This window comes from Streptomyces sp. NPDC001604, from assembly GCF_042893475.1.
Classification (GTDB): Bacteria; Actinomycetota; Actinomycetes; order Streptomycetales; family Streptomycetaceae; genus Streptomyces.
In genome coordinates, this window is the sequence record NZ_JBIAUY010000009.1 from 160,293 (window position 1) to 178,466 (window position 18,174).

The following is an 18,174-nucleotide window of genomic DNA, read 5'->3' on the forward strand; positions in this document are numbered from 1 at the left end:
CACCGGGGCCGACCCTCCCCTGATCATGAGGGGACGACGGCCACCGGGCAACGGGAGCGGTCCAGCAGCTCCCGGAGGGTGACACCCGGGGCGGAACGCCGCCCGACCACCACCAGTTCGGCACCTTCCGAGGCGTGGACGAGGGCCTCCACCGGGGGGAACAGCATGACGTCCTCGAGGACGTCGACGTCGGGGTACTTCGTGCGCCACGGCCGCAGGACGTCGGACAGCAGCTGCACCTCGTGGTCCTCCCAGGTGGCGCGGTCCTCCTCCAGCACGGGGAGGGGTGACGCGGCGGCGGACGCGGGCAACTTCCAGGCGTACGCCGCATGCAGCCGTGCACCGCGCAGCCGCGCCGCCTCGAAGGCGAAGTCGAGCGCGCCGCCGAACGGGTCCCGGACATCGACGCCGACGGTCACGCCCGCGGACGGGCGCGGCGGCCCCTGGCCCGCGAGCGCGCCGGGAACCAGGACCACCGGCCCGACGGACCCCTCCGCCAGGGCCGCAGCGGTGGCGCCCACCGTGCTCCCCGAGCCACCGCCCTCGCCGCGCCGGCCGAGCACGACCAGCTCCGCCTCCTCGCCCACGGCCCGCAGCACCGGGGCGGGCATCCCCGTGTGGCTCTCGCCGCGCACCCGCAACGCCGGGTGCCGCTCGACGAGTTCGGTCACCACGTGGTCCGCCACGGCCGCCGGATGGTACGGCCACTGCTCCACCGGATCCAGGGAGGCCGGAGGTACCACGTGCACCACCCGCAGGGGCAGCCCGCGCAGCAGCGCCTCACGTGTCGCCCACTCGGCCGCGGCACGGCTGCATGCCGACCTGTCGACACCGGCGATGATCACTCGTTGCATGGTGTGCCGCCTTCCGGGCCCGGGTCCTTCCACACTCGCCGCCCGTCCCCCTCGTGCGCAGGGGCCGAACGGACCCGGTTGGAGACCTGGCGGCCCATACCCGCCGGTAGGCCACGGGACGAAGCTGGCAGTGAGGAGCAGACCGAGCGCAGGAGGTGCGCACCATGCTTCCGCCCGTCATCGCAGGAGTCGACGGATCCGCCGAGAGTCTCGCAGCCGCCGAGTGGGCCGCCCGGGAGGCGGTACGCCGCGACCGGCCGCTGCGGCTCGTGCACGCCTGGAACTGGCATCCCCGTCAGGAGGACGGCGAGATCGCCACCGCAGCACAGCGCCACCTCGCACAGCGATCCCTGCGTCAGGCGGAGGACCGTATCCGCCGCACCTGCCCCGCCGTAAAGCTGGACCAGGAGCAGGTCGAGGGCCCCGCGACCGCCGCCCTGCTGAAGGCGGCCGAGCAGGCCGACCTGCTGGTGGTGGGTTCGCGCGGTCTCAGCGGCTTCACCGGATTCCTGGTCGGTTCGGTCGCGCTGGGCGTGGTGGCGGGGGCGGGCCGGCCGGTCGTCCTCGTCCGGTCCGGTGAGGAGGCCGCCGACGAGCATCTGCCGGACGACGACGGCGCCGAGTCCACCCGCACCGGGTACCGGGACGTGGTCCTCGGCATCGACCTCGCCGACCCCTGCGACGAGGTGATCGAGTTCGCCTTCGAGGAGGCCCGGCTGCGGCGCTCGCGGCTGAAGGTCGTGCACGCCTGGCAGCAGCCCTCACCGATCGGCCTGGGCTCCGGGGACATCGGCCTGGTGAAACGTCCGGACCGGGCCGAGGAGTGGCTCGGCTTCCTGAGCGCCGTCCTGCAGGTGTGGCGCGAGAAATACCCCGAGGTCCGGGTCGTCGAGACCGTGACCGAGGGCCGCGCGGCCTCGGTGCTGGTGCGGGCCGCGTCCGGGGCGAGCCTGCTCGTCGTGGGCCGCCGCAGGACCGGGCGGCCCACCGTCTCCCGTACCGGGCCGGTCGCCCACGCCGCCATCCACCACGTCGGCTGCCCCGTGGCGGTCGTACCCCATGACTGAGAGGCCGCGATGACCAAGCCGACGAAGTTCGTGTACGGATTCGCCGAGGGCGGCCGCGACATGGCAGACCTGCTCGGTGGCAAGGGCGCCGGACTCGCCGAGATGACCCGGATCGGCCTGCCCGTTCCGCCCGGGTTCACCGTCACCACCGACGCCTGCAAGGTCTACCTGGCCACGGGCGCGGAGCCCCCCGAACTCGGCGTCGAGGCGGCCCAGGCTCTCGCCGCTCTGGAGCGGGCCATGGGGCGGACCCTCGGCGCCCCCGACGACCCCCTGCTGGTGTCCGTGCGCTCGGGCGCCCGCTTCTCCATGCCGGGCATGATGGACACCATCCTCGACATCGGGCTCAACGACCGGTCGGTCAACGGGCTCGCCAAGGCCTCCGGGCAGGAGCGCTTCGCCTGGGACTCCTACCGCCGGCTCATCCAGATGTTCGGGCACACCGTGATGGGAGTGGACGGCGACCTGTTCGAGCAGGCCATCTCCGCGTTCCCCCAGTCTCGACTTCGCTCGACCGGGGGGACCCCCATGGCGGACGACCACGACCTCGACGTCGGCGAACTCATGGCGCTCACCGAGGAGTTCAAGGCCATCATCCGCAAGGAGACCGGCGAGGACTTCCCGCAGGACCCGGCCGACCAGCTCGCCCGCGCCGTCCGCGCGGTCTTCGACTCCTGGAACACCCAGCGCGCCCATGTCTACCGCCACCGCGAACACATCCCGGAGGACCTCGGCACCGCCGTCAACGTGCAGGCCATGGTCTTCGGCAACCTCGGCCCCGACTCCGGCACCGGTGTCGCCTTCACCCGCGACCCCGCCACCGGAGAACGCGGCATGTACGGCGACTATCTGCCCGACGCGCAAGGCGAGGACGTCGTCGCGGGCGTACGCGACGCGCTGCCCCTGCGCGAGCTCAGGTCGCTCGACCCCCGCGCCTATGTCGAGCTCGGCGACCATCTGCGCACCCTTGAGAAGCACTACCGCGACCTGTGCGACGTCGAGTTCACCGTCGAACGCGGCAAGCTGTGGATCCTGCAGACCAGGGTGGGCAAGCGCACCGCCGAGGCCGCCTTCCGCATCGCCCACGACCTGCGTGAGGAAGGGACGATCAGCGCCGACGAGGCGCTGGCCCGAGTGAACGGCGCCGAGCTGACCCGGCTGATGTTTCCCCGCTTCGACATGAAGACCACCGACGTGCCCCTCGCCCACGGCGTGCCCGCCTCGCCGGGCGCCGCGGTGGGCGCCGTCGTGTTCGACTCCACCGAGGCCGTACGGCGTGCTGCGGCCGGCCAGCAGGTGGTCCTCGTCCGCCGCGAGACGACCCCCGACGACCTGCCCGGCATGATCGCCGCGCAGGCCGTCCTGACCAGCCGGGGCGGCAAGACCAGCCATGCCGCGGTCGTCGCGCGCGGCATGGGCAAGGTGTGCGTGTGCGGCGCGGAGGGGTTGGCCGTGGACCCGCTCGCGCGGCAGTTCACCGCTCCGTCCGGAGCCGTGGTCCGCGAGGGCGACGTCGTCTCCGTCGACGGCACGGCGGGCACCGTGCACCTCGGCGCCCTGCCCCTCACCGCCTCCCACGTCGGACGCGCCCTGGAGACCGGAACCGCCACCGACACGCTCACCGAGGCCGTGCTGGGCGCTCTCGCCCGCGCCGACTCGGGGCGCCGCCTGCAGGTGCGGGCCAACGCCGACACACCCGAGGACGCCCTCCGCGCCCGTGCGCTGGGCGCGCAGGGGATCGGTCTGTGCCGCACCGAGCACATGTTCCTCGGTGAGCGCAGGGAACTGGTCGAGGCGATGATCCTGGCCCGCGACGACCTCGCACGCGAACGGGCCCTGGACGCCCTGCTGCCGCTGCAGCGGGCCGACTTCACCGCCATCCTCGAGGCGATGGACGGGCTGCCGGTGACGATCCGGCTGATCGATCCGCCGCTGCACGAGTTCCTGCCCGACCGCACCGAACTGGCCGTCCGCCTGGCCCGCACCGAGGATCCGGACCCGCACGAGAGGGAACTGCTCGCCGCCGTGGAGCGGATGCACGAGCAGAACCCGATGCTGGGCCTGCGCGGGGTCCGCCTGGGCCTGGCCGTGCCGGGGCTGATGGCCATGCAGGTGCAGGCGATCGCCGAAGCGGTGGTCGAACGGCTGCGTGACGGCGGCACCCCGCGCGCAGAGATCATGATCCCGCTGGTCGGCACGGTCGAGGAACTGAGGCTGGCCCGCTCCGAGGCGGAACTGGTGCTCGGCGAGGTGGAGAGCGAGACCGGTCTGACCCTCGACTGCCCGATCGGCACGATGATCGAGCTGCCGCGCGCCGCGCTCACCGCCGGACGCATCGCCGAGGCGGCCGACTTCTTCTCCTTCGGAACCAACGACCTCACCCAGACCACCTGGGGTCTGTCCCGCGACGACGCGGAGGCGTCGTTCTTCCCGCTCTACATCGACAAGGGCGTCTTCTCCGTGTCGCCCTTCGAGACGATCGACCAGGAGGGTGTCGGCCGGCTGGTGGAGCTGGGCGTCGAGGCGGGCCGTGCCGTCAACCCCCGGCTGGAGGCAGGAGTGTGCGGGGAGCACGGCGGCGACCCCGACTCGATCCACTTCTTCCACCGCGTGGGACTGGACTATGTCTCGTGCTCGCCGTTCCGGATCCCGGCGGCCCGCCTCGAAGCGGGCCGCGCGGCCCTGACGGACACGACCGTCACCAGCGACAGCCGGTGACGCATTCGCCGGGGCTGCCGTGGGTGGTGACTGACGTCGGGTTCGGCCGACACGCCGCCAACCGGTCGACCTCCGTGGCGGGTCGAGGGCCGGTCGTCCCGGCCGCTGAGACCATGCGCGCATGGCACCACCGGAAGGCGGCTCCGAGAGTTCGGCAGCCACACGGCTCGTCCTGCTGACACTCGCGTCCGGGCAGTTCTTGATGGCACTGGACAGTTCTGTCATGAACGTCTCCATCGCAACGGTGGCCGACGACGTGGGTACGACGGTGACCGGGGTCCAGGGTGCGATCACCGCCTACACCCTTGTGATGGCGATGTTCATGATCCCCGGCGGCAAGGTCGGCGCGCTGATCGGTCACAAGCGCGCCTTCATGGCCGGCTGTGCCGTCTACGGGTGCGGATCCCTGACCACGGCGCTGGCCCCGAACCTGCCCGTGCTCCTGGTCGGCTGGTCGCTCCTGGAAGGCCTCGGGGCGGCGCTGATCCTGCCCGCGATCGTGGCGCTCGTCGCCGGCAACTTCGCCGTTGAACGCCGACCCGCCGCCTACGGCCTGGTCACAGCCGCCGGAGCCGTTGCGATCGCTCTCGGTCCGCTCGTCGGAGGTGTCGCGACCACATATTTCTCCTGGCGCTGGGTGTTCGCCGGTGAAGTCGCCATCGTTCTGGCCATCCTGGCCCTCGGCCGCCGTATTGCCGACGCACCGGCCGAAAGGCGCTCCCGCATCGATCTCGTCGGCACTGCGCTGTCCGCCGCCGGGCTCGGGGTCTTCGTCTACGGCGTCCTCCGCTCGGACGAATGGGGCTGGTTCCAGCCGAAGCCCGACGCGCCCTCCTGGCTCGGGATCTCACTGGTCGTCTGGCTGATGCTGGCGGGACTGCTCCTGATCTGGCTGTTCCTCCGCTGGGAGGCACGCCTCGTGGAGCGGCGCAGGGAACCACTCGTGGACCCGGCCCTCCTTGAGAACCGGCAACTCACCGGCGGCCTGACGATGTTCTTCTTCCAGTACCTCGTGCAGATGGGGGTCTTCTTCGTCGTACCGCTCTACCTGTCGGTGGCCCTCGGCCTGTCCGCACTCAAGACCGGCGCCCGCATCCTGCCGCTCTCGCTCACGCTGCTGGCCGCCGCGATCCTCATCCCGCGCCTCCTCCCCGATGTCTCGCCGCGCCGGGTGGTGCAGATCGGGATCCTCTCGCTGTTCGCGGGAGCGGTGGTCCTGATGGCCGCGCTCGACGCCGACGCCGGTGCGGAAGTCGTCACCGTTCCTCTCCTGCTGATCGGGCTGGGCATGGGCGCGCTGGCGTCCCAGCTCGGCTCGGTCACCGTGTCCGCGGTGCCGGACGAGCGGAGCGCGGAAGTGGGCGGCGTCCAGAACGCGGTCACCAACCTGGGCTCCTCGATCGGTACGGCACTGGCCGGATCGGTCCTGATCGCCGCGCTGACCAGTTCGTTCCTCGCCAACGTCGAGCAGAACCCGGAGATCCCCGCCCAGGTCAAGAGCGAGGCGAGCGTCGAACTCGAAAGTGGCGTGCCCTTCCTGTCGGACGCTCAGCTCAAGGCCGCCCTGGACGAGGCGGGCACGAGCACGAAGGTGACCCAGGCGGTGCTCGACGCGAACGCCGACGCACGGCTGGACGGCCTGCGCGCCGCACTCGCGATCCTCGCCCTCACCTCGCTGCTCGCGATGTTCTTCACCCACCGGATCCCGACGACTCAGCCCCGCTCGACGTAGCCTCTCGGCAGCGTGGCGACGGGCAATGAATAACCGAATAGATAACATTGGTGCGTTATAGATTGAATCATCCCTCATAGGTTGAATCATCCCTCGTGTCCTGACCTCAGGAGGCCCCATCACCGGGACGAGATCGGCAGCGGCCGTGTCCGCGCCGGGGAACCAGCCCCCTGAGGCCGACCAGCTGCAGAACATGCTGCGCCGCCCCGAATACCGCAAGGCGCTGGTGTTCTGCGGGCTGATCGGGGTTCCTGTGGCGCTGCTCGCCTTCTGGTTCCTCGTGGCGCTCCACCAGCTGGAGCAGCTGATCTGGACCGACTGGCCCAAGGACCTGGGCTGGAAACAGGCTCCCTGGTGGTGGGCGCTGCCCCTGATGGCGGTGGCCGGTTTGATCGTAGGTCTGGTTGTCGCCCGGCTTCCCGGGCGGGGCGGGCACATCCCGGCGGCCGGTCTGCATGCCGGCGGGGTCACCAAAGAAGCGCTGCCCGGTGTCCTTGTCGCCGCTCTGGTCGGTTTGCCGCTCGGGGTGGTACTGGGTCCCGAGGCGCCGCTGATCGCCCTGGGCGGCGGTCTGGCGCTGCTCTTCGCGAGCCTGGTCCGGGCGCCCCGGACCGAGGCGAGCACGGCGTTGCTCGGCGCGGCCGGGGCCGCGGCGGCCATCTCGGCGCTCTTCGGGAACCCGGTGGTGGGGGCCGTGCTCCTGATGGAAGTGGCCGGGATGGGCGGGCCGCAGCTGTTCGCGGTGATGCTGCCGGCTCTGCTGGCCAGCGGAGTGGGGGACCTGATCTTCACCGGATTCGTGCACTGGACCGGCCTGGAGACCGGGAGCCTGGACATCGGGCTGCCCCATCCGCCACCGCTCGACTGGGCGGACGTCCTGTGGGTCCTGCTGATCGCGCCGGCCCTCGCTGTCCTCATCCACTGGGTCTTCGTGGGCGGGAGGTTCGTGGCCGGCTTCGTGACGACCCGGACTGTACGGAACACCACCCTGTGCGCGCTGGGAGCGGGGGGATGCATCACTCTCTACGCGATCGCCACCGGCCGTTCGCCGGCCGAGGCCGCCCTGTCCGGGGAGGCCGTCCTGGCCGACCTGGCGCAGCACCCGCACGCCTGGCCGGTGGGGGCCCTGGTCGCGGTGCTGGTGTTCAAGGCCCTGGCGTACACCCTCTGTCTGGGCAGTCTGCGCGGTGGGCCCGTCTTCCCCGCCCTGTTCCTGGGCGGCGCGGCCGGTGTCCTGCTGTCGCCGCTGCCTGGTCTGGGACTGGTGCCGGCGATGGCAGCCGGGATGGCGGCGTCGGTGACCGCGGCCCTGCGGGTGCCCGTGAGCAGCGTGGTCCTGGTCGTACTCCTGCTGGGCAACGTGGACACGGCGGCGCTGGTGGTGCTGGCCGCCGTTCTGTCCTTCGTCGTGGTTCAGCTGCTGCCGCAGGGGCCGAGGATCCCCGCGTTCGGCGAGCCGCCGGCCGGTCGAGCGTCTCGCGCAGGGCGTCGCGGACACCAGGAGTGAGAGGCGGGTGCCGGCGCCGGTGCGGCCGTGGTCGCCGTCAGCGGCTGCCGGGCCCGCCGCTGCCGAAGGCCCCGCTGTTGCCCTCGCTCCAGCGCTTGCGCTTCTGCGAGGCGCTCGTCCTGCTCGGCGTATTGCCGTGACCTGGCAGTTCGTGCGGGGTCAGCCGGTGCTCGCTGCGGGGGATCTCGGCGGGTTCGCGGTTCTCCCGTACCTCGCGGACCGGGCCGTCGTCCGGCAGCTGCGGCTGATCCTCCGGGCGTGGCGGAGCCGGTTCGCGCCGACGGATGCGGGCGCCCAGGAAGAAGGCCCCGATCAGCAGGGCCACGACCGCCACGCCCACGACGACCAGGCCGATTCCGAGTGCGCCGCGGCCTGCGGCGATATCCATCCATGAGGTGCTCATGGGCTCGCGGGTACCCATGGGGCCCGGTGCCAACCGAACCGACCCGGCCGGAGCGCGGTCACCGGTGTTTGAGGCGATCGGCGAAGGCAACCCGCCAGGTGTGACTTCGACGACTCAGCAGGAGCTCTTCCGGTTCCTGGAGGACCGCTTCGCCTGCGCGCAGGCGTGCACCGAGTGCGCACGTGCGTGTGCTCTGCGCGCAAGCCTCGTGGACCCGGACGGCACGGAGGAGCAGGAACTCGTACGACGCAAGGGCATCATGTGCGCGGAGGTGTGCGACGCGACCTGTCGTGTGCTGTCCGAGCAGAACAGCCTGGACGAGGCCGCCATCCGCATCCAGGTGGAGTGGTGCCGCACCGTGTGCCTGGAGTGCGCGCATGCCTTCGACCGGCTGCCGGGCACCGAGGACGGCGCGAAGGCCTGCCGGCAGTGCGCCGAGGCGTGCACGGAATTCCTCGCCACGCTGAACTGACGCTCACGGCGCGCCGACCGGCTGCCCGAGGCGCACGTTCCAGCGCCCGGACCTGCCGCTGAGCTCGATCGCCGTCAGCGGCGGGACATCCGCCCGCCAGAACGCCGACTCCGGCGCCCCGAGCGCCCGGACCACCGCGGCCCGTACGGCCTCGGGCTCGACCACGGCGAGGGTCCGGCCCCCCGTCTGCGCTGCCGTCTCCAGCCAGCCCGCCACCCGGTCGCACAGCGCCGCCACCGACTCCCCGCCGTGCGGCGCGGCCCCGGGGTCCGACAGCCAGCGGGCCAGTGCCTCCGGCTCACGTTCGCTCACCTCCGCCAGCGTCGCACCGCGCCAGCGGCCCGCGTCCAGGGCCGCCAACTCCGGTGCTTCCACGGCATCGAGGCCGAGAGCGGCGGCCGTCTCGCGGCAGCGCACGGTGGGGGAGACCCACACCCGTTCCGCCGCCGGGAGCGTGCCCGCGGCCGCCCGTGCCTGCCGCAAGCCTGAGGCGTCCAGCGGGCAACCGTCGTCGAAGCGGGCCTCCCTGAGGGCCGCGGTGATCGCAGGTGAGATCAAGATCACTCGGCTGGTCATACGTCCATTCCCACCCTCGACACCCCTTCAAATCCCTTGATCCCACGGTGCAAACGGCTCACCTGGGGCGCTCGCCGCCGTTCCGTGCGCTCTTGGCCCCACCTCTGCTTCGCGGTACCTTCTCGTGGATATTGACGACGGCACAGCGGAAGCCGGTGGAATTCCGGCACGGTCGCGCCACTGTATGCCGGGCACGCACCCTGGGTGTGTGCCGGGCGAGTCAGACCCGCCCCGTCGTCACGTGCACCACCGAGACGGGACGCGAGTTCCCCAGGAGGGCCTGCCATGGCGCAGTCTGTCGCTCAGCCGACCACCACCCCCACCGCCGTACCGGCAAAGCTGCCGCTCGGCGCGATCGTCCCCTGGGCGGTCTTCTTCGGCATCCTGATGCTGGTTCTGCTCTACTTCGTCGGCGCCGAGCAGGGCGCCACCTCCGTGATGAACGGGGACAACGTCCACGAGTGGGTGCACGACGCCCGCCACCTGCTCGGATTCCCCTGCCACTGAGGGCGGCGAGAAAGCACCGCCGCCCATGAACTCGGCAACCGTCCGCAACCTCCTGGTGCGCGGCATGCTCGCGGGACTCGCCGCGGGCCTGCTCGCCCTCGTCGTCGCCTACTTCCTCGGTGAACCGCGCGTCGACGCGGCCATCGCCTACGAGGAGGCGCACTCCCACGAGCACGGCGTCGAAGCCGTCAGCCGCACGATGCAGTCCACCGCGGGCCTGTCCACCGGTGTCCTGGTCTACGGCGTCGCGTTCGGCGGCATCGCCGCCCTCGCGTACTGCTTCGCGCTCGGCCGCATCGGCCGCTTCGGGCCGCGCGCGAGCGCGCTGCTCCTGGCGGCCGCCGGGCTGATCACCGTGTACGTCGTGCCGTTCCTGAAGTACCCGGCCAACCCGCCGTCCGTCGGAGACCCCGACACCATCGGCAAACGCACCACGCTGTACTTTCTGATGGTGGTGCTGAGCGTGCTGCTGGCCGTCGCCGCCGTCATCCTGGGCAAGCGCCTGGCGCCCCGCCTGGGCAACTGGAACGCGACGCTCGCCGCGAGTGCGTTCCTCGTCCTCGCCATCGGGCTCGCATACGCGTTCCTGCCGTCCTTCAACGAGGTCCCCAAGGACTTCTCCGCCACCCTGCTGTGGCAGTTCCGACTGGCGGCCCTGGCCGTCCAGTTGACCCTGTGGACCTCCTTCGGGCTGGTCTTCGGGGTGCTGGCGGAGCGGATGCTCGCCCCGAAGCCGGCGCGGGCGAACGGCGCCACCCGGCCAACTCCCGTCGCCCACTGAGCGGTTCCACCGGCCCACTCGGCAAAGGGCCCCCGGTCGACGACCGGGGGCCCTTTCCCTGTCCCTCGCCATTCCCAATTTCTGGAACACGTTCTACGGTGTGCGCCGTCAGGACCGGCCCGGGAAGCCTGGAGGCGCCGTGCACCTCGAATACACGCCCGAGCAGCAGCGGCTGCGCACCGAACTTCGCTCGTACTTCGCCGAGTTGGTGCCGGACAACGCCTACGCACGGCACGGCGACCCGGCCGCCCAGAAACGCTTCTACCGCGAGACCATCCGGCGCCTGGGCGCGGACGGCTGGCTCGGCGTGGGCTGGCCGAAGGAGTACGGCGGGCGCGGGCTGACCGCGATGGAGCAGTTCATCTTCTTCGACGAGGCAGCCCAGGCCGGCGTACCGCTGCCGCTGATGGCGCTGAACACGGTCGGTCCGACGATCATGCAGTTCGGAACGGACGAGCAGAAGGCGTACTTCCTGCCCAAGATCCTCGCCGGTGAGATCGACTTCGCGATCGGCTACAGCGAGCCCGACGCGGGGACGGATCTGGCGTCCCTGAAGACGCGCGCCGTACGGGACGGCGACGAGTACGTCGTCAACGGCCAGAAGATCTGGACCACCAACGGCGACACCGCGGACTGGGTGTGGCTGGCGACCCGCACCGACCCCGACGCCCCGCCCCACAAGGGCATCACCATGCTCCTCGTCCCCACCACCGACCCCGGCTACTCCTGCACCGTCATCAACACCCTCGCCTCGCACGACACCACAGCGAGCTACTACGAGAACATCCGCGTCCCCGTCTCCCGCCGCGTCGGCGCCGAGAACCAGGGCTGGCGGCTGATCACCAACCAGCTCAACCACGAGCGCGTCACCCTCGCCGCCCACGGCACCATGGCCATACGCGCCCTGCAGGACGTGCAGCGCTGGGCGACCGAGACCAAACTCGCCGACGGCCGCCGCGTGATCGACCTGCCCTGGGTGCGCCGCCGCCTCGCCCAGACCCACACCAGGCTCGACGCGATGAAGCTCCTCAACTGGCGGATGGTGCACGCCGTCCAGAACGGCACGCTCACCCCGCAGGACGCCTCCGCGGTCAAGGTCTACGGCTCCGAGGCGCGCCGGGACGCCTACGCCTGGCTGATGGAGATCGTCGGCGCGGCGGGCGCGCTGAAGGAGGGCTCCGCGGGTGCGGTCCTTCACGGCGAACTGGAGCGCGGCTACCGCTCCGCCGTGATCTTCACCTTCGGCGGCGGCAACAACGAGATCCAACGCGAGATCATCGCGTGGATAGGCCTGGGGATGCCGAGGGTGCGGCGCTAGCCTGCAAGGGTGACGGAGATCCAGGCAGGTGACCCCGGGCTCTTCGGACCGTCCTCGGTGACCTGGCAGATGCACGGCGACCCGATGATGTGGGTCGCCGGAGTCCGCGCGCTCTACCTCCAGGCGCTGCACCCGCGTGCCGTACGCGGCGTCATGCAGAACTCCGACTTTCGGCGCGATGCCTGGGGCCGCCTCATGCGCACCGCCAACTTCGTCGGCACCATCACCTACGGCACCACCGAGGCCGCCGAACGGGCCGGCGCGCGCGTCCGGAAGATCCATACGATGCTGTCGGCGACCGACCCGGACACGGGGGAGCGGTACGGCGTCGACGAACCCGAGCTGCTGCTGTGGGTGCACTGCGCCGAGATCGACTCCTATCTGCAGGTCGCGCGCCGCTCCGGCTTCCCGCTCACCGACGCACAGGCCGACCGCTACGTCGGCGAACAGCGCGTCGGCGCCCGCCTGGTGGGCCTCGACCCCGAGGCCGTACCGGCCAACCAGGAGGAGATGGCCGCCTACTTCGAGAAGGCACGGCCCGAACTCGCCGTCGGACCCGAGGCACGCGAAGTGGACGACTTCCTGCTCCGCCCGCCGACGCACCCCCTCCTCGTCCCCGCGCGCGAGGTGCTGTGGCGGCGCGTGGCCCGACTGGCGTACGCCGCCCTGCCGCCGTACGCCCACGAGCTGTATGGCAGACCCGCCCCGAAACCCGACACCGTCACCCTGCAACTGCGTGCCACGGGCACCCTGCTTCGCTGCATTCCCGCACGTCTGCGCTGGCAACTCCCGCCCAAACACATCCTGCGCGCCATGTCACGGCTCGGCCCCGGCTCCCGCCCGGCACCGTACAAACTCGGACGATAGCTCGCCATACTGGACGAGTCAGGGGTGGGCGGGACGAATAGTTACGGGGGCGATCGCAGCAGATGGGGGACAGCAGGCTGATCCAGGGCCGGTACCGGCTGCTCGACCTGATCGGGCGGGGCGGCATGGGCGAGGTGTGGCGAGCGCGCGACGAGTCGCTGGGCCGGCATGTCGCCGTGAAGTGCCTCAAGCCCCTCGGTCCGCACCACGACCAGTCCTTCACCCGCGTCCTCAGGGAACGCTTTCGCCGCGAGGCCCGCGTGGCCGCCGCCCTCCAGCACCGCGGGATCACCGTCGTGCACGACTTCGGCGAGTACGACGGCATCCTCTACCTGGTGATGGAGCTCCTGGAGGGCCGCAACCTCTCCCAGCTGTTGGAGGACAACAAGCACCACCCGCTGCCGGTCGGCGACGTCGTCGAGATCGCCGACCAGGTCGCCTCCGCCCTCGCCTACACCCACCAGCAGGGCATCGTGCACCGCGACCTGAAACCCGCCAACATCATGCGGCTGGCCGACGGCACGGTGAAGATCTGCGACTTCGGCATCGCCCGCCTCGGCCACGACATCGGCTTCACCTCGCGGCTGACCGGTACCGGCATCGCGATGGGCACCCCGCACTACATGTCGCCCGAGCAGATCGGCGGCTCGGAGGTCGACCAGCGCAGCGACCTGTACTCGCTGGGCTGCGTCCTGTACGAGATCGCCACCGGCGCACCGCCGTTCGACCTCGACGACGCCTGGGCGATCCTCGTCGGCCACCGCGACACCCCGCCCCGCCCGCCGCGCAGCCACCGAGCCGAACTCCCCGAATACCTCGAGAAGATCATCCTGGACCTGCTGGCCAAGCTTCCCGAGCAACGCCCGCACGATGCACGGGAGTTGGGCCGCCGTATCACTGCGGGCCGCACGACACCGGCGTACGTACCGACCGTCGTGACCCCGCAGCCGGTGCTCCGATCACCTGAGCAGGTCCCTTCCCGCGAGCCCCGCCTGCCCTCCTGGACGCGCGGCATGACCACCGGCCACAAGGCCACTGGCACCGGCCTCGGCGCCACGCCTCCGGACGCCGGGGCGGGTCTCACCGGCGAATGGATTCCGCGGCCCGAGAACGGGCGGAGCGCGGCCCCCGCCCCCGACCGGCCTCCCGCTCCTTCCGCGCAGGCCCTCACCGCCCTCGCCGGGCGGCACAACGCCGGGCTCAGCCTGGGACGACTCGGCCGCTGGGCGGAGGCCGGCGAGGTGCACCGCGCGGTGGCCGCCGAACGCGCCCATCTCCTCGGCCCCGACCACCCCGACACCCTCGCCAGCCGCTACGAGCTCGCCTTCACCCTCAGCCGCACCGGCCGCGCCGCCGACGCCCTGCAGGAGTACAAGTTCGTGGCCGCCGCGAGAACCCGCGCCCTGGGCGCCGACCACCCCGACACGCTCGCCGCCCGCCAGGAAATGGCGTACGTGCTGGGCCAGTTGGGCCGTCACTTCGATGCCCACCAGGTGTACACCGCCGTCCTCGCCGCACGGGAGCGCGGCATGGGCCCCGACCACCCCGACACCCTGCGCTGCCGCCACAACCTCGCCTTCAACCTCTCCCGCCTCGGCCGCCTGGAGGACTCGTACCGCATGGCCTGCGAGGTGGCCGCCGCCCGCGCCCGCGTGCTGGGCCCCGAGCACCCCGACACCCTCGTCACCCGCTACGAAGTCGCCTATGCGCTCGGTCAGTTGGGCCGCTGGCCGGAGGCCCTGCAGACCTACCGCGAGGTCGCCGAGGCCCGCGCCCGGGCCCTCGGCCCCGACCACGCCGACACCCTCGCCGCCCGCTACGAGGTCGGCATCAGCCTCGGCCGCCTGGGCCGCAGCGCCGAGGCGCTCACCCTCTACCGCGACCTGATCGACGACCGTACCCGCGTCCAGGGCCCCACCCACCCGGAGACCCTGCGCGCCCGCCACGGCCTCGGCGTCAACCTCGGCCGTCTGGGCCGCTGGGAGGAGGCCCTCGCCGAGTCCCGCGACGTCTGCGCCATCCGTGAACGCGTCCTCGGCCCCGACCACCCCGACACCCTGGTCAGCCGCCGCGAGGTCGCCGTCGGCCTCGGCTGGCTGGGCCGCTGGTCCGACGCCCTCACCGAGTACCGCCGCGTGGCCGCCGCCCGCGAACGCGTCCTCGGCCCCGACCACCCCGACACCCTCGCCAGCCGCAACGACGAGGCCCACTGCCTGGAACAGCTCGGCCGCGGCGCGGAGGCCGTCGAGCTGTACCGCCGGGTGGCGGTACTGCGGCAGCAGCGGGCGTCGGGCGGACGCTGAAGCGTGTCGGGATCTTCGGGGCCGGTTGCCGACGGGCGCCTGGGCTGCCGCCCGCCTTGGCCGGCCGGGTCGCGGGTCGGCGGCTCGGGCCGAGCACCGCGGCGCGGCGGCCGCGCGCGAGCATGTCCGGGGTCGGGCGGCCCCACATGCTCATCGGCCCCAACGATGGGGCCCACAGCCTGGAGCAGCTCGGCCCCGGCGCCGAGACCGTCGAGTGGTCCCGCCGGGTGGCGCCGGCAGCGGGCGCTGCCGGGTCGGACACCATGGGTGGCCCGTGCACCGTGGCGTGGCTGCCGCGCGCGGACCTGTTCAGGGCCCCGGGCCGTCCCGCTTGCTCGCCGGGCAGCGGCGAGGTCCACTGTCTGGAGCAGCTCGGCCGCGGCGCCGGGGGCTGTCGAGCTGTACTGCGTGCTGCGCTGCTGACGCGTGTCGGGACCTTGATGGCCGGTTGGGCCGTGCACCGTGGCGTGGCTGCCGGGCGCGGACCTGCTCAGGGTCCCCGGGATGCCCCGCATGGTTGCCAGGCGGCGGCGAGGCCCACTGCCTGGAGCAGCTCGGCCGCGGCGCCGGGGCCATCGTGATGTACCGCGGAGGGCGGTGCTGCGTCGGCAGCGCGTGGCCGGCGGGCGCTGACCCCGTCGCCGTACACCTCTGGCCGTTGACGATCATCGCGTGCTACCAAGAACCATGGCTGCACACGAGGGACACCGGACATACGACGCCGTGATCGTCGGCGGGGGCCACAACGGCCTGGTCGCCGCCGCCTACCTGGCCCGGGCCGGACGGTCCGTACTGGTGCTGGAGCGGCTGGACCACACCGGGGGCGCCGCGGTCTCCACCCGCCCTTTCGCCGGTGTCGACGCGCGGCTGTCGCGCTACTCCTACCTGGTCAGCCTGCTGCCGAAGAAGATCGTGCGCGACCTCGGCCTCGACTTCCGCATCCGGGCCCGCACCATCTCCTCGTACACCCCCGTGGAACGGGACGGCCGCCCCACCGGGCTCCTGGTCGGCGGCGGCGAGCGGCGCACCCGGGAGGCCTTCGCCAAGCTCACCGGCTCCGATCGCGAGTACGAGGCCTGGCAGCGCTTCTACGGCATGACCGGCCGCGTCGCCGAGCGGGTCTTCCCGACCCTGACCGAACCGCTGCCCACCCGCGACGAACTGCGCCGCCGCATTGACGACGAGGAGGCCTGGCGCACGCTCTTCGAGGAGCCCATCGGCACCGCGATCGAGGACCGCTTCGCCGACGACCTCGTGCGGGGCGTCGTCCTCACCGACGCCCTCATCGGCACCTTCGCCGATGCCCACGACCCCTCACTGGCCCAGAACCGCTGCTTCCTCTACCACGTGATCGGCGGCGGCACCGGCGCCTGGGACGTCCCCGTCGGCGGCATGGGCGCCCTGACCGACACCCTGGCCACCGCGGCCCGGGACGCGGGCGCCGTCATCGCCACCGGCCACGAGGCCGTACGCATCGACACCGACGGGCGGACCGCCGAGATCACCTACCGCACGGCCGACGGGGAAGGCGTTGCAGCCGCCCGGCACGTCCTCGTGGGTGCCTCCCCGCAGGCCCTCGCCGAGCTCACCGGTGACACACCGCCGGCCCCCGCCGAGGGCGCCCAGCTCAAGGTGAACATGCTCCTCAAGCGGCTGCCGAGGCTGCGCGACAGCTCCGTCGACCCGCGCGAGGCGTTCTCCGGCACCTTCCACATCGCCGAGGGCTACCAGCAACTCGCCGCCGCGCACGCCCAGGCCGCTTCCGGACAGCTCCCCGCCGCGCCGCCCTCGGAGATCTACTGCCACTCCCTCACCGACCCGACGATCCTCGGCCCCGACCTCGTCGACCAGGGCTACCAGACCCTCACCCTCTTCGGCCTGCACACACCCGCCCGGCTCTTCGAGCACGACAACGACTCCGTACGCGAAGAACTCCTGAAGTCCACCCTCGCCGGGCTCGACGCCCACCTCGCCGAGCCTCTCGCCGACTGCCTGGCGACCGACGCGGACGGCCGCCCCTGCATCGAGGCCAAGACCCCGCTCGACCTCGAGCGCGACCTGCGCCTGCCCGGCGGCAACATCTTCCACCGCGAACTCGCCTGGCCCTACGCCCAGGACGACACGGGCCGCTGGGGCGTGGAGACGCGGCACGCGAACGTGCTGCTGTGCGGGGCGGGCGCGGTGCGGGGCGGGGGAGTGAGCGGGGTACCCGGGCACAACGCGGCCATGGCGGTCCTGGAAGAGAGCGGCGACTGAGGTGAGCGGCTCATCCGCACGGGACTTCTACGACTCGCTCGCTGCCGACTACCACCGCATCTTCCCGGACTGGGACGCGAGCATGAACCGCCAGGCCGCCGTGCTCGACGGCCTCCTCGGACGTCAACTCGGCCCCGGGCCACACCGGTTGCTGGACTGCGCCTGCGGGATCGGCACCCAGGCGATCGGGCTGGCGCGCGCAGGACACGGCGTCGTCGGCAGCGACTTGAGCCCAGCGGCCGCGACCCGGGCCGCGATCGAGGCCGCAGCCCGCGGCGTCGTCCTTCCGGCCATGGCGGCGGACATGCGGCAACTCCCCTTCAGAGACGGGGAGTTCGACGGCGTCGTCTGTGCCGACAACTCGCTCGCGCATCTGCTGACCGCGCATGACGTGGGGGCGGCCCTCCACGAAATGCAGCGGGTACTGAGAAGCGACGGGCTGCTTCTGCTCACGCTCCGTGATTATGACGAGCTCCGCAGGACTCGACCCACGGCCGCACCTCCCCAGGTGTCCCACGCCGCCGACGGCCGGTCGATCACCTTCCAGCTGTGGCACTGGCACGACGACGGGGAACGTTACGACCAGGAGTACTTCCAGCTCGTGCCCGAGGGTGAGGGGTGGGAGGTGCGGGTACGCCGCACCACCTCCTGGGCGCTGACCCGGACCCAGGTGACCGACGCCGTGGCCGCGGCCGGCTTCGCCGACATCACCTGGCACGCTCCGCAGGCCGGCGGCTTCTACCAGCCCGTGCTGACCGCGAGAGCGAGCCGGCGGAACGCGTGACTCCTTTTTGATCACTCAGTGTGAGTGAG

Annotated in this window: 15 protein-coding genes and 1 riboswitch; of the genes, 12 read left to right on the forward strand and 3 right to left on the reverse strand. The window is 72.0% G+C overall.

Annotated features, from left to right (window positions below):
- Positions 1-23: 23 nt before the first annotated feature.
- Positions 24-854, reverse strand: coding sequence for a universal stress protein (locus ACFY1E_RS24930; protein WP_389079573.1), 831 nt, complete (start codon positions 852-854; stop codon positions 24-26).
- Positions 855-1,018: 164 nt separating this feature from the next.
- Between ACFY1E_RS24930 and ACFY1E_RS24935 the strand changes: the two genes are divergently transcribed.
- The 4 genes from ACFY1E_RS24935 to ACFY1E_RS24950 all read left to right on the forward strand — a co-directional run bounded on the left by ACFY1E_RS24935 (position 1,019) and on the right by ACFY1E_RS24950 (position 7,878).
- Positions 1,019-1,921, forward strand: coding sequence for a universal stress protein (locus ACFY1E_RS24935; protein ID WP_389079574.1), 903 nt, complete (start codon positions 1,019-1,021; stop codon positions 1,919-1,921).
- Positions 1,922-1,930: 9 nt separating this feature from the next.
- Positions 1,931-4,639: a pyruvate, phosphate dikinase gene (ppdK, locus tag ACFY1E_RS24940; RefSeq protein ID WP_389079576.1), complete on the forward strand. Its 2,709-nt coding sequence runs from the start codon at positions 1,931-1,933 to the stop codon at positions 4,637-4,639.
- Positions 4,640-4,760: 121 nt separating this feature from the next.
- Complete coding sequence (locus tag ACFY1E_RS24945) at positions 4,761-6,371, forward strand: MFS transporter (protein ID WP_389079577.1); 1,611 nt, start codon at positions 4,761-4,763, stop codon at positions 6,369-6,371.
- Positions 6,372-6,564: 193 nt separating this feature from the next.
- Complete coding sequence (locus ACFY1E_RS24950; RefSeq protein WP_389079818.1) at positions 6,565-7,878, forward strand: chloride channel protein; 1,314 nt, start codon at positions 6,565-6,567, stop codon at positions 7,876-7,878.
- A gap of 37 nt (positions 7,879-7,915) precedes the next feature.
- On the opposite strand, the gene ACFY1E_RS24955 is transcribed toward ACFY1E_RS24950, so the two are convergent.
- Positions 7,916-8,281 (reverse strand): DUF6479 family protein, encoded by a 366-nt coding sequence (locus ACFY1E_RS24955; protein ID WP_389079578.1) that lies wholly within the window; start codon positions 8,279-8,281, stop codon positions 7,916-7,918.
- Between the two features lie 100 nt (positions 8,282-8,381).
- On the opposite strand from ACFY1E_RS24955, the gene ACFY1E_RS24960 reads away from it, so the two are divergent.
- Positions 8,382-8,753 (forward strand): ferredoxin, encoded by a 372-nt coding sequence (locus ACFY1E_RS24960; protein WP_389079579.1) that lies wholly within the window; start codon positions 8,382-8,384, stop codon positions 8,751-8,753.
- A gap of 3 nt (positions 8,754-8,756) precedes the next feature.
- On the opposite strand, the gene ACFY1E_RS24965 is transcribed toward ACFY1E_RS24960, so the two are convergent.
- A complete protein-coding gene (locus tag ACFY1E_RS24965) occupies positions 8,757-9,329 on the reverse strand; it encodes a histidine phosphatase family protein (RefSeq protein ID WP_389079580.1) in 573 nt (190 codons plus the stop codon).
- Positions 9,330-9,424: 95 nt separating this feature from the next.
- Positions 9,425-9,578: riboswitch (cobalamin riboswitch) on the forward strand.
- 36 nt (positions 9,579-9,614) lie between these two features.
- Between ACFY1E_RS24965 and ACFY1E_RS24970 the strand changes: the two genes are divergently transcribed.
- The 7 genes from ACFY1E_RS24970 (at position 9,615) to ACFY1E_RS25000 (ending at position 18,145) form a co-directional block, all read left to right on the forward strand.
- Positions 9,615-9,836, forward strand: a complete 222-nt coding sequence (locus ACFY1E_RS24970; protein ID WP_389079582.1) for a CbtB-domain containing protein — start codon at positions 9,615-9,617, stop codon at positions 9,834-9,836.
- Positions 9,837-9,861: 25 nt separating this feature from the next.
- The gene (locus tag ACFY1E_RS24975) at positions 9,862-10,617 is read left to right on the forward strand and encodes a CbtA family protein (RefSeq protein ID WP_389079583.1); all 756 of its coding nucleotides are present in this window, start codon (positions 9,862-9,864) and stop codon (positions 10,615-10,617) included.
- Between the two features lie 139 nt (positions 10,618-10,756).
- Entirely contained in the window at positions 10,757-11,935 is a 1,179-nt protein-coding gene (locus ACFY1E_RS24980) for an acyl-CoA dehydrogenase family protein (RefSeq protein ID WP_389079584.1), read from the forward strand.
- A gap of 69 nt (positions 11,936-12,004) precedes the next feature.
- Positions 12,005-12,802, forward strand: a complete 798-nt coding sequence (locus ACFY1E_RS24985) for an oxygenase MpaB family protein (protein WP_389079820.1) — start codon at positions 12,005-12,007, stop codon at positions 12,800-12,802.
- 62 nt (positions 12,803-12,864) lie between these two features.
- Positions 12,865-15,105, forward strand: a complete 2,241-nt coding sequence (locus tag ACFY1E_RS24990) for a tetratricopeptide repeat protein (protein WP_389079585.1) — start codon at positions 12,865-12,867, stop codon at positions 15,103-15,105.
- Positions 15,106-15,792: 687 nt separating this feature from the next.
- The gene (locus ACFY1E_RS24995; protein ID WP_389079587.1) at positions 15,793-17,361 is read left to right on the forward strand and encodes a phytoene desaturase family protein; all 1,569 of its coding nucleotides are present in this window, start codon (positions 15,793-15,795) and stop codon (positions 17,359-17,361) included.
- Between the two features lies 1 nt (position 17,362).
- Entirely contained in the window at positions 17,363-18,145 is a 783-nt protein-coding gene (locus ACFY1E_RS25000) for a class I SAM-dependent methyltransferase (protein WP_389079588.1), read from the forward strand.
- The last annotated feature ends 29 nt before the right edge of the window (positions 18,146-18,174 follow it).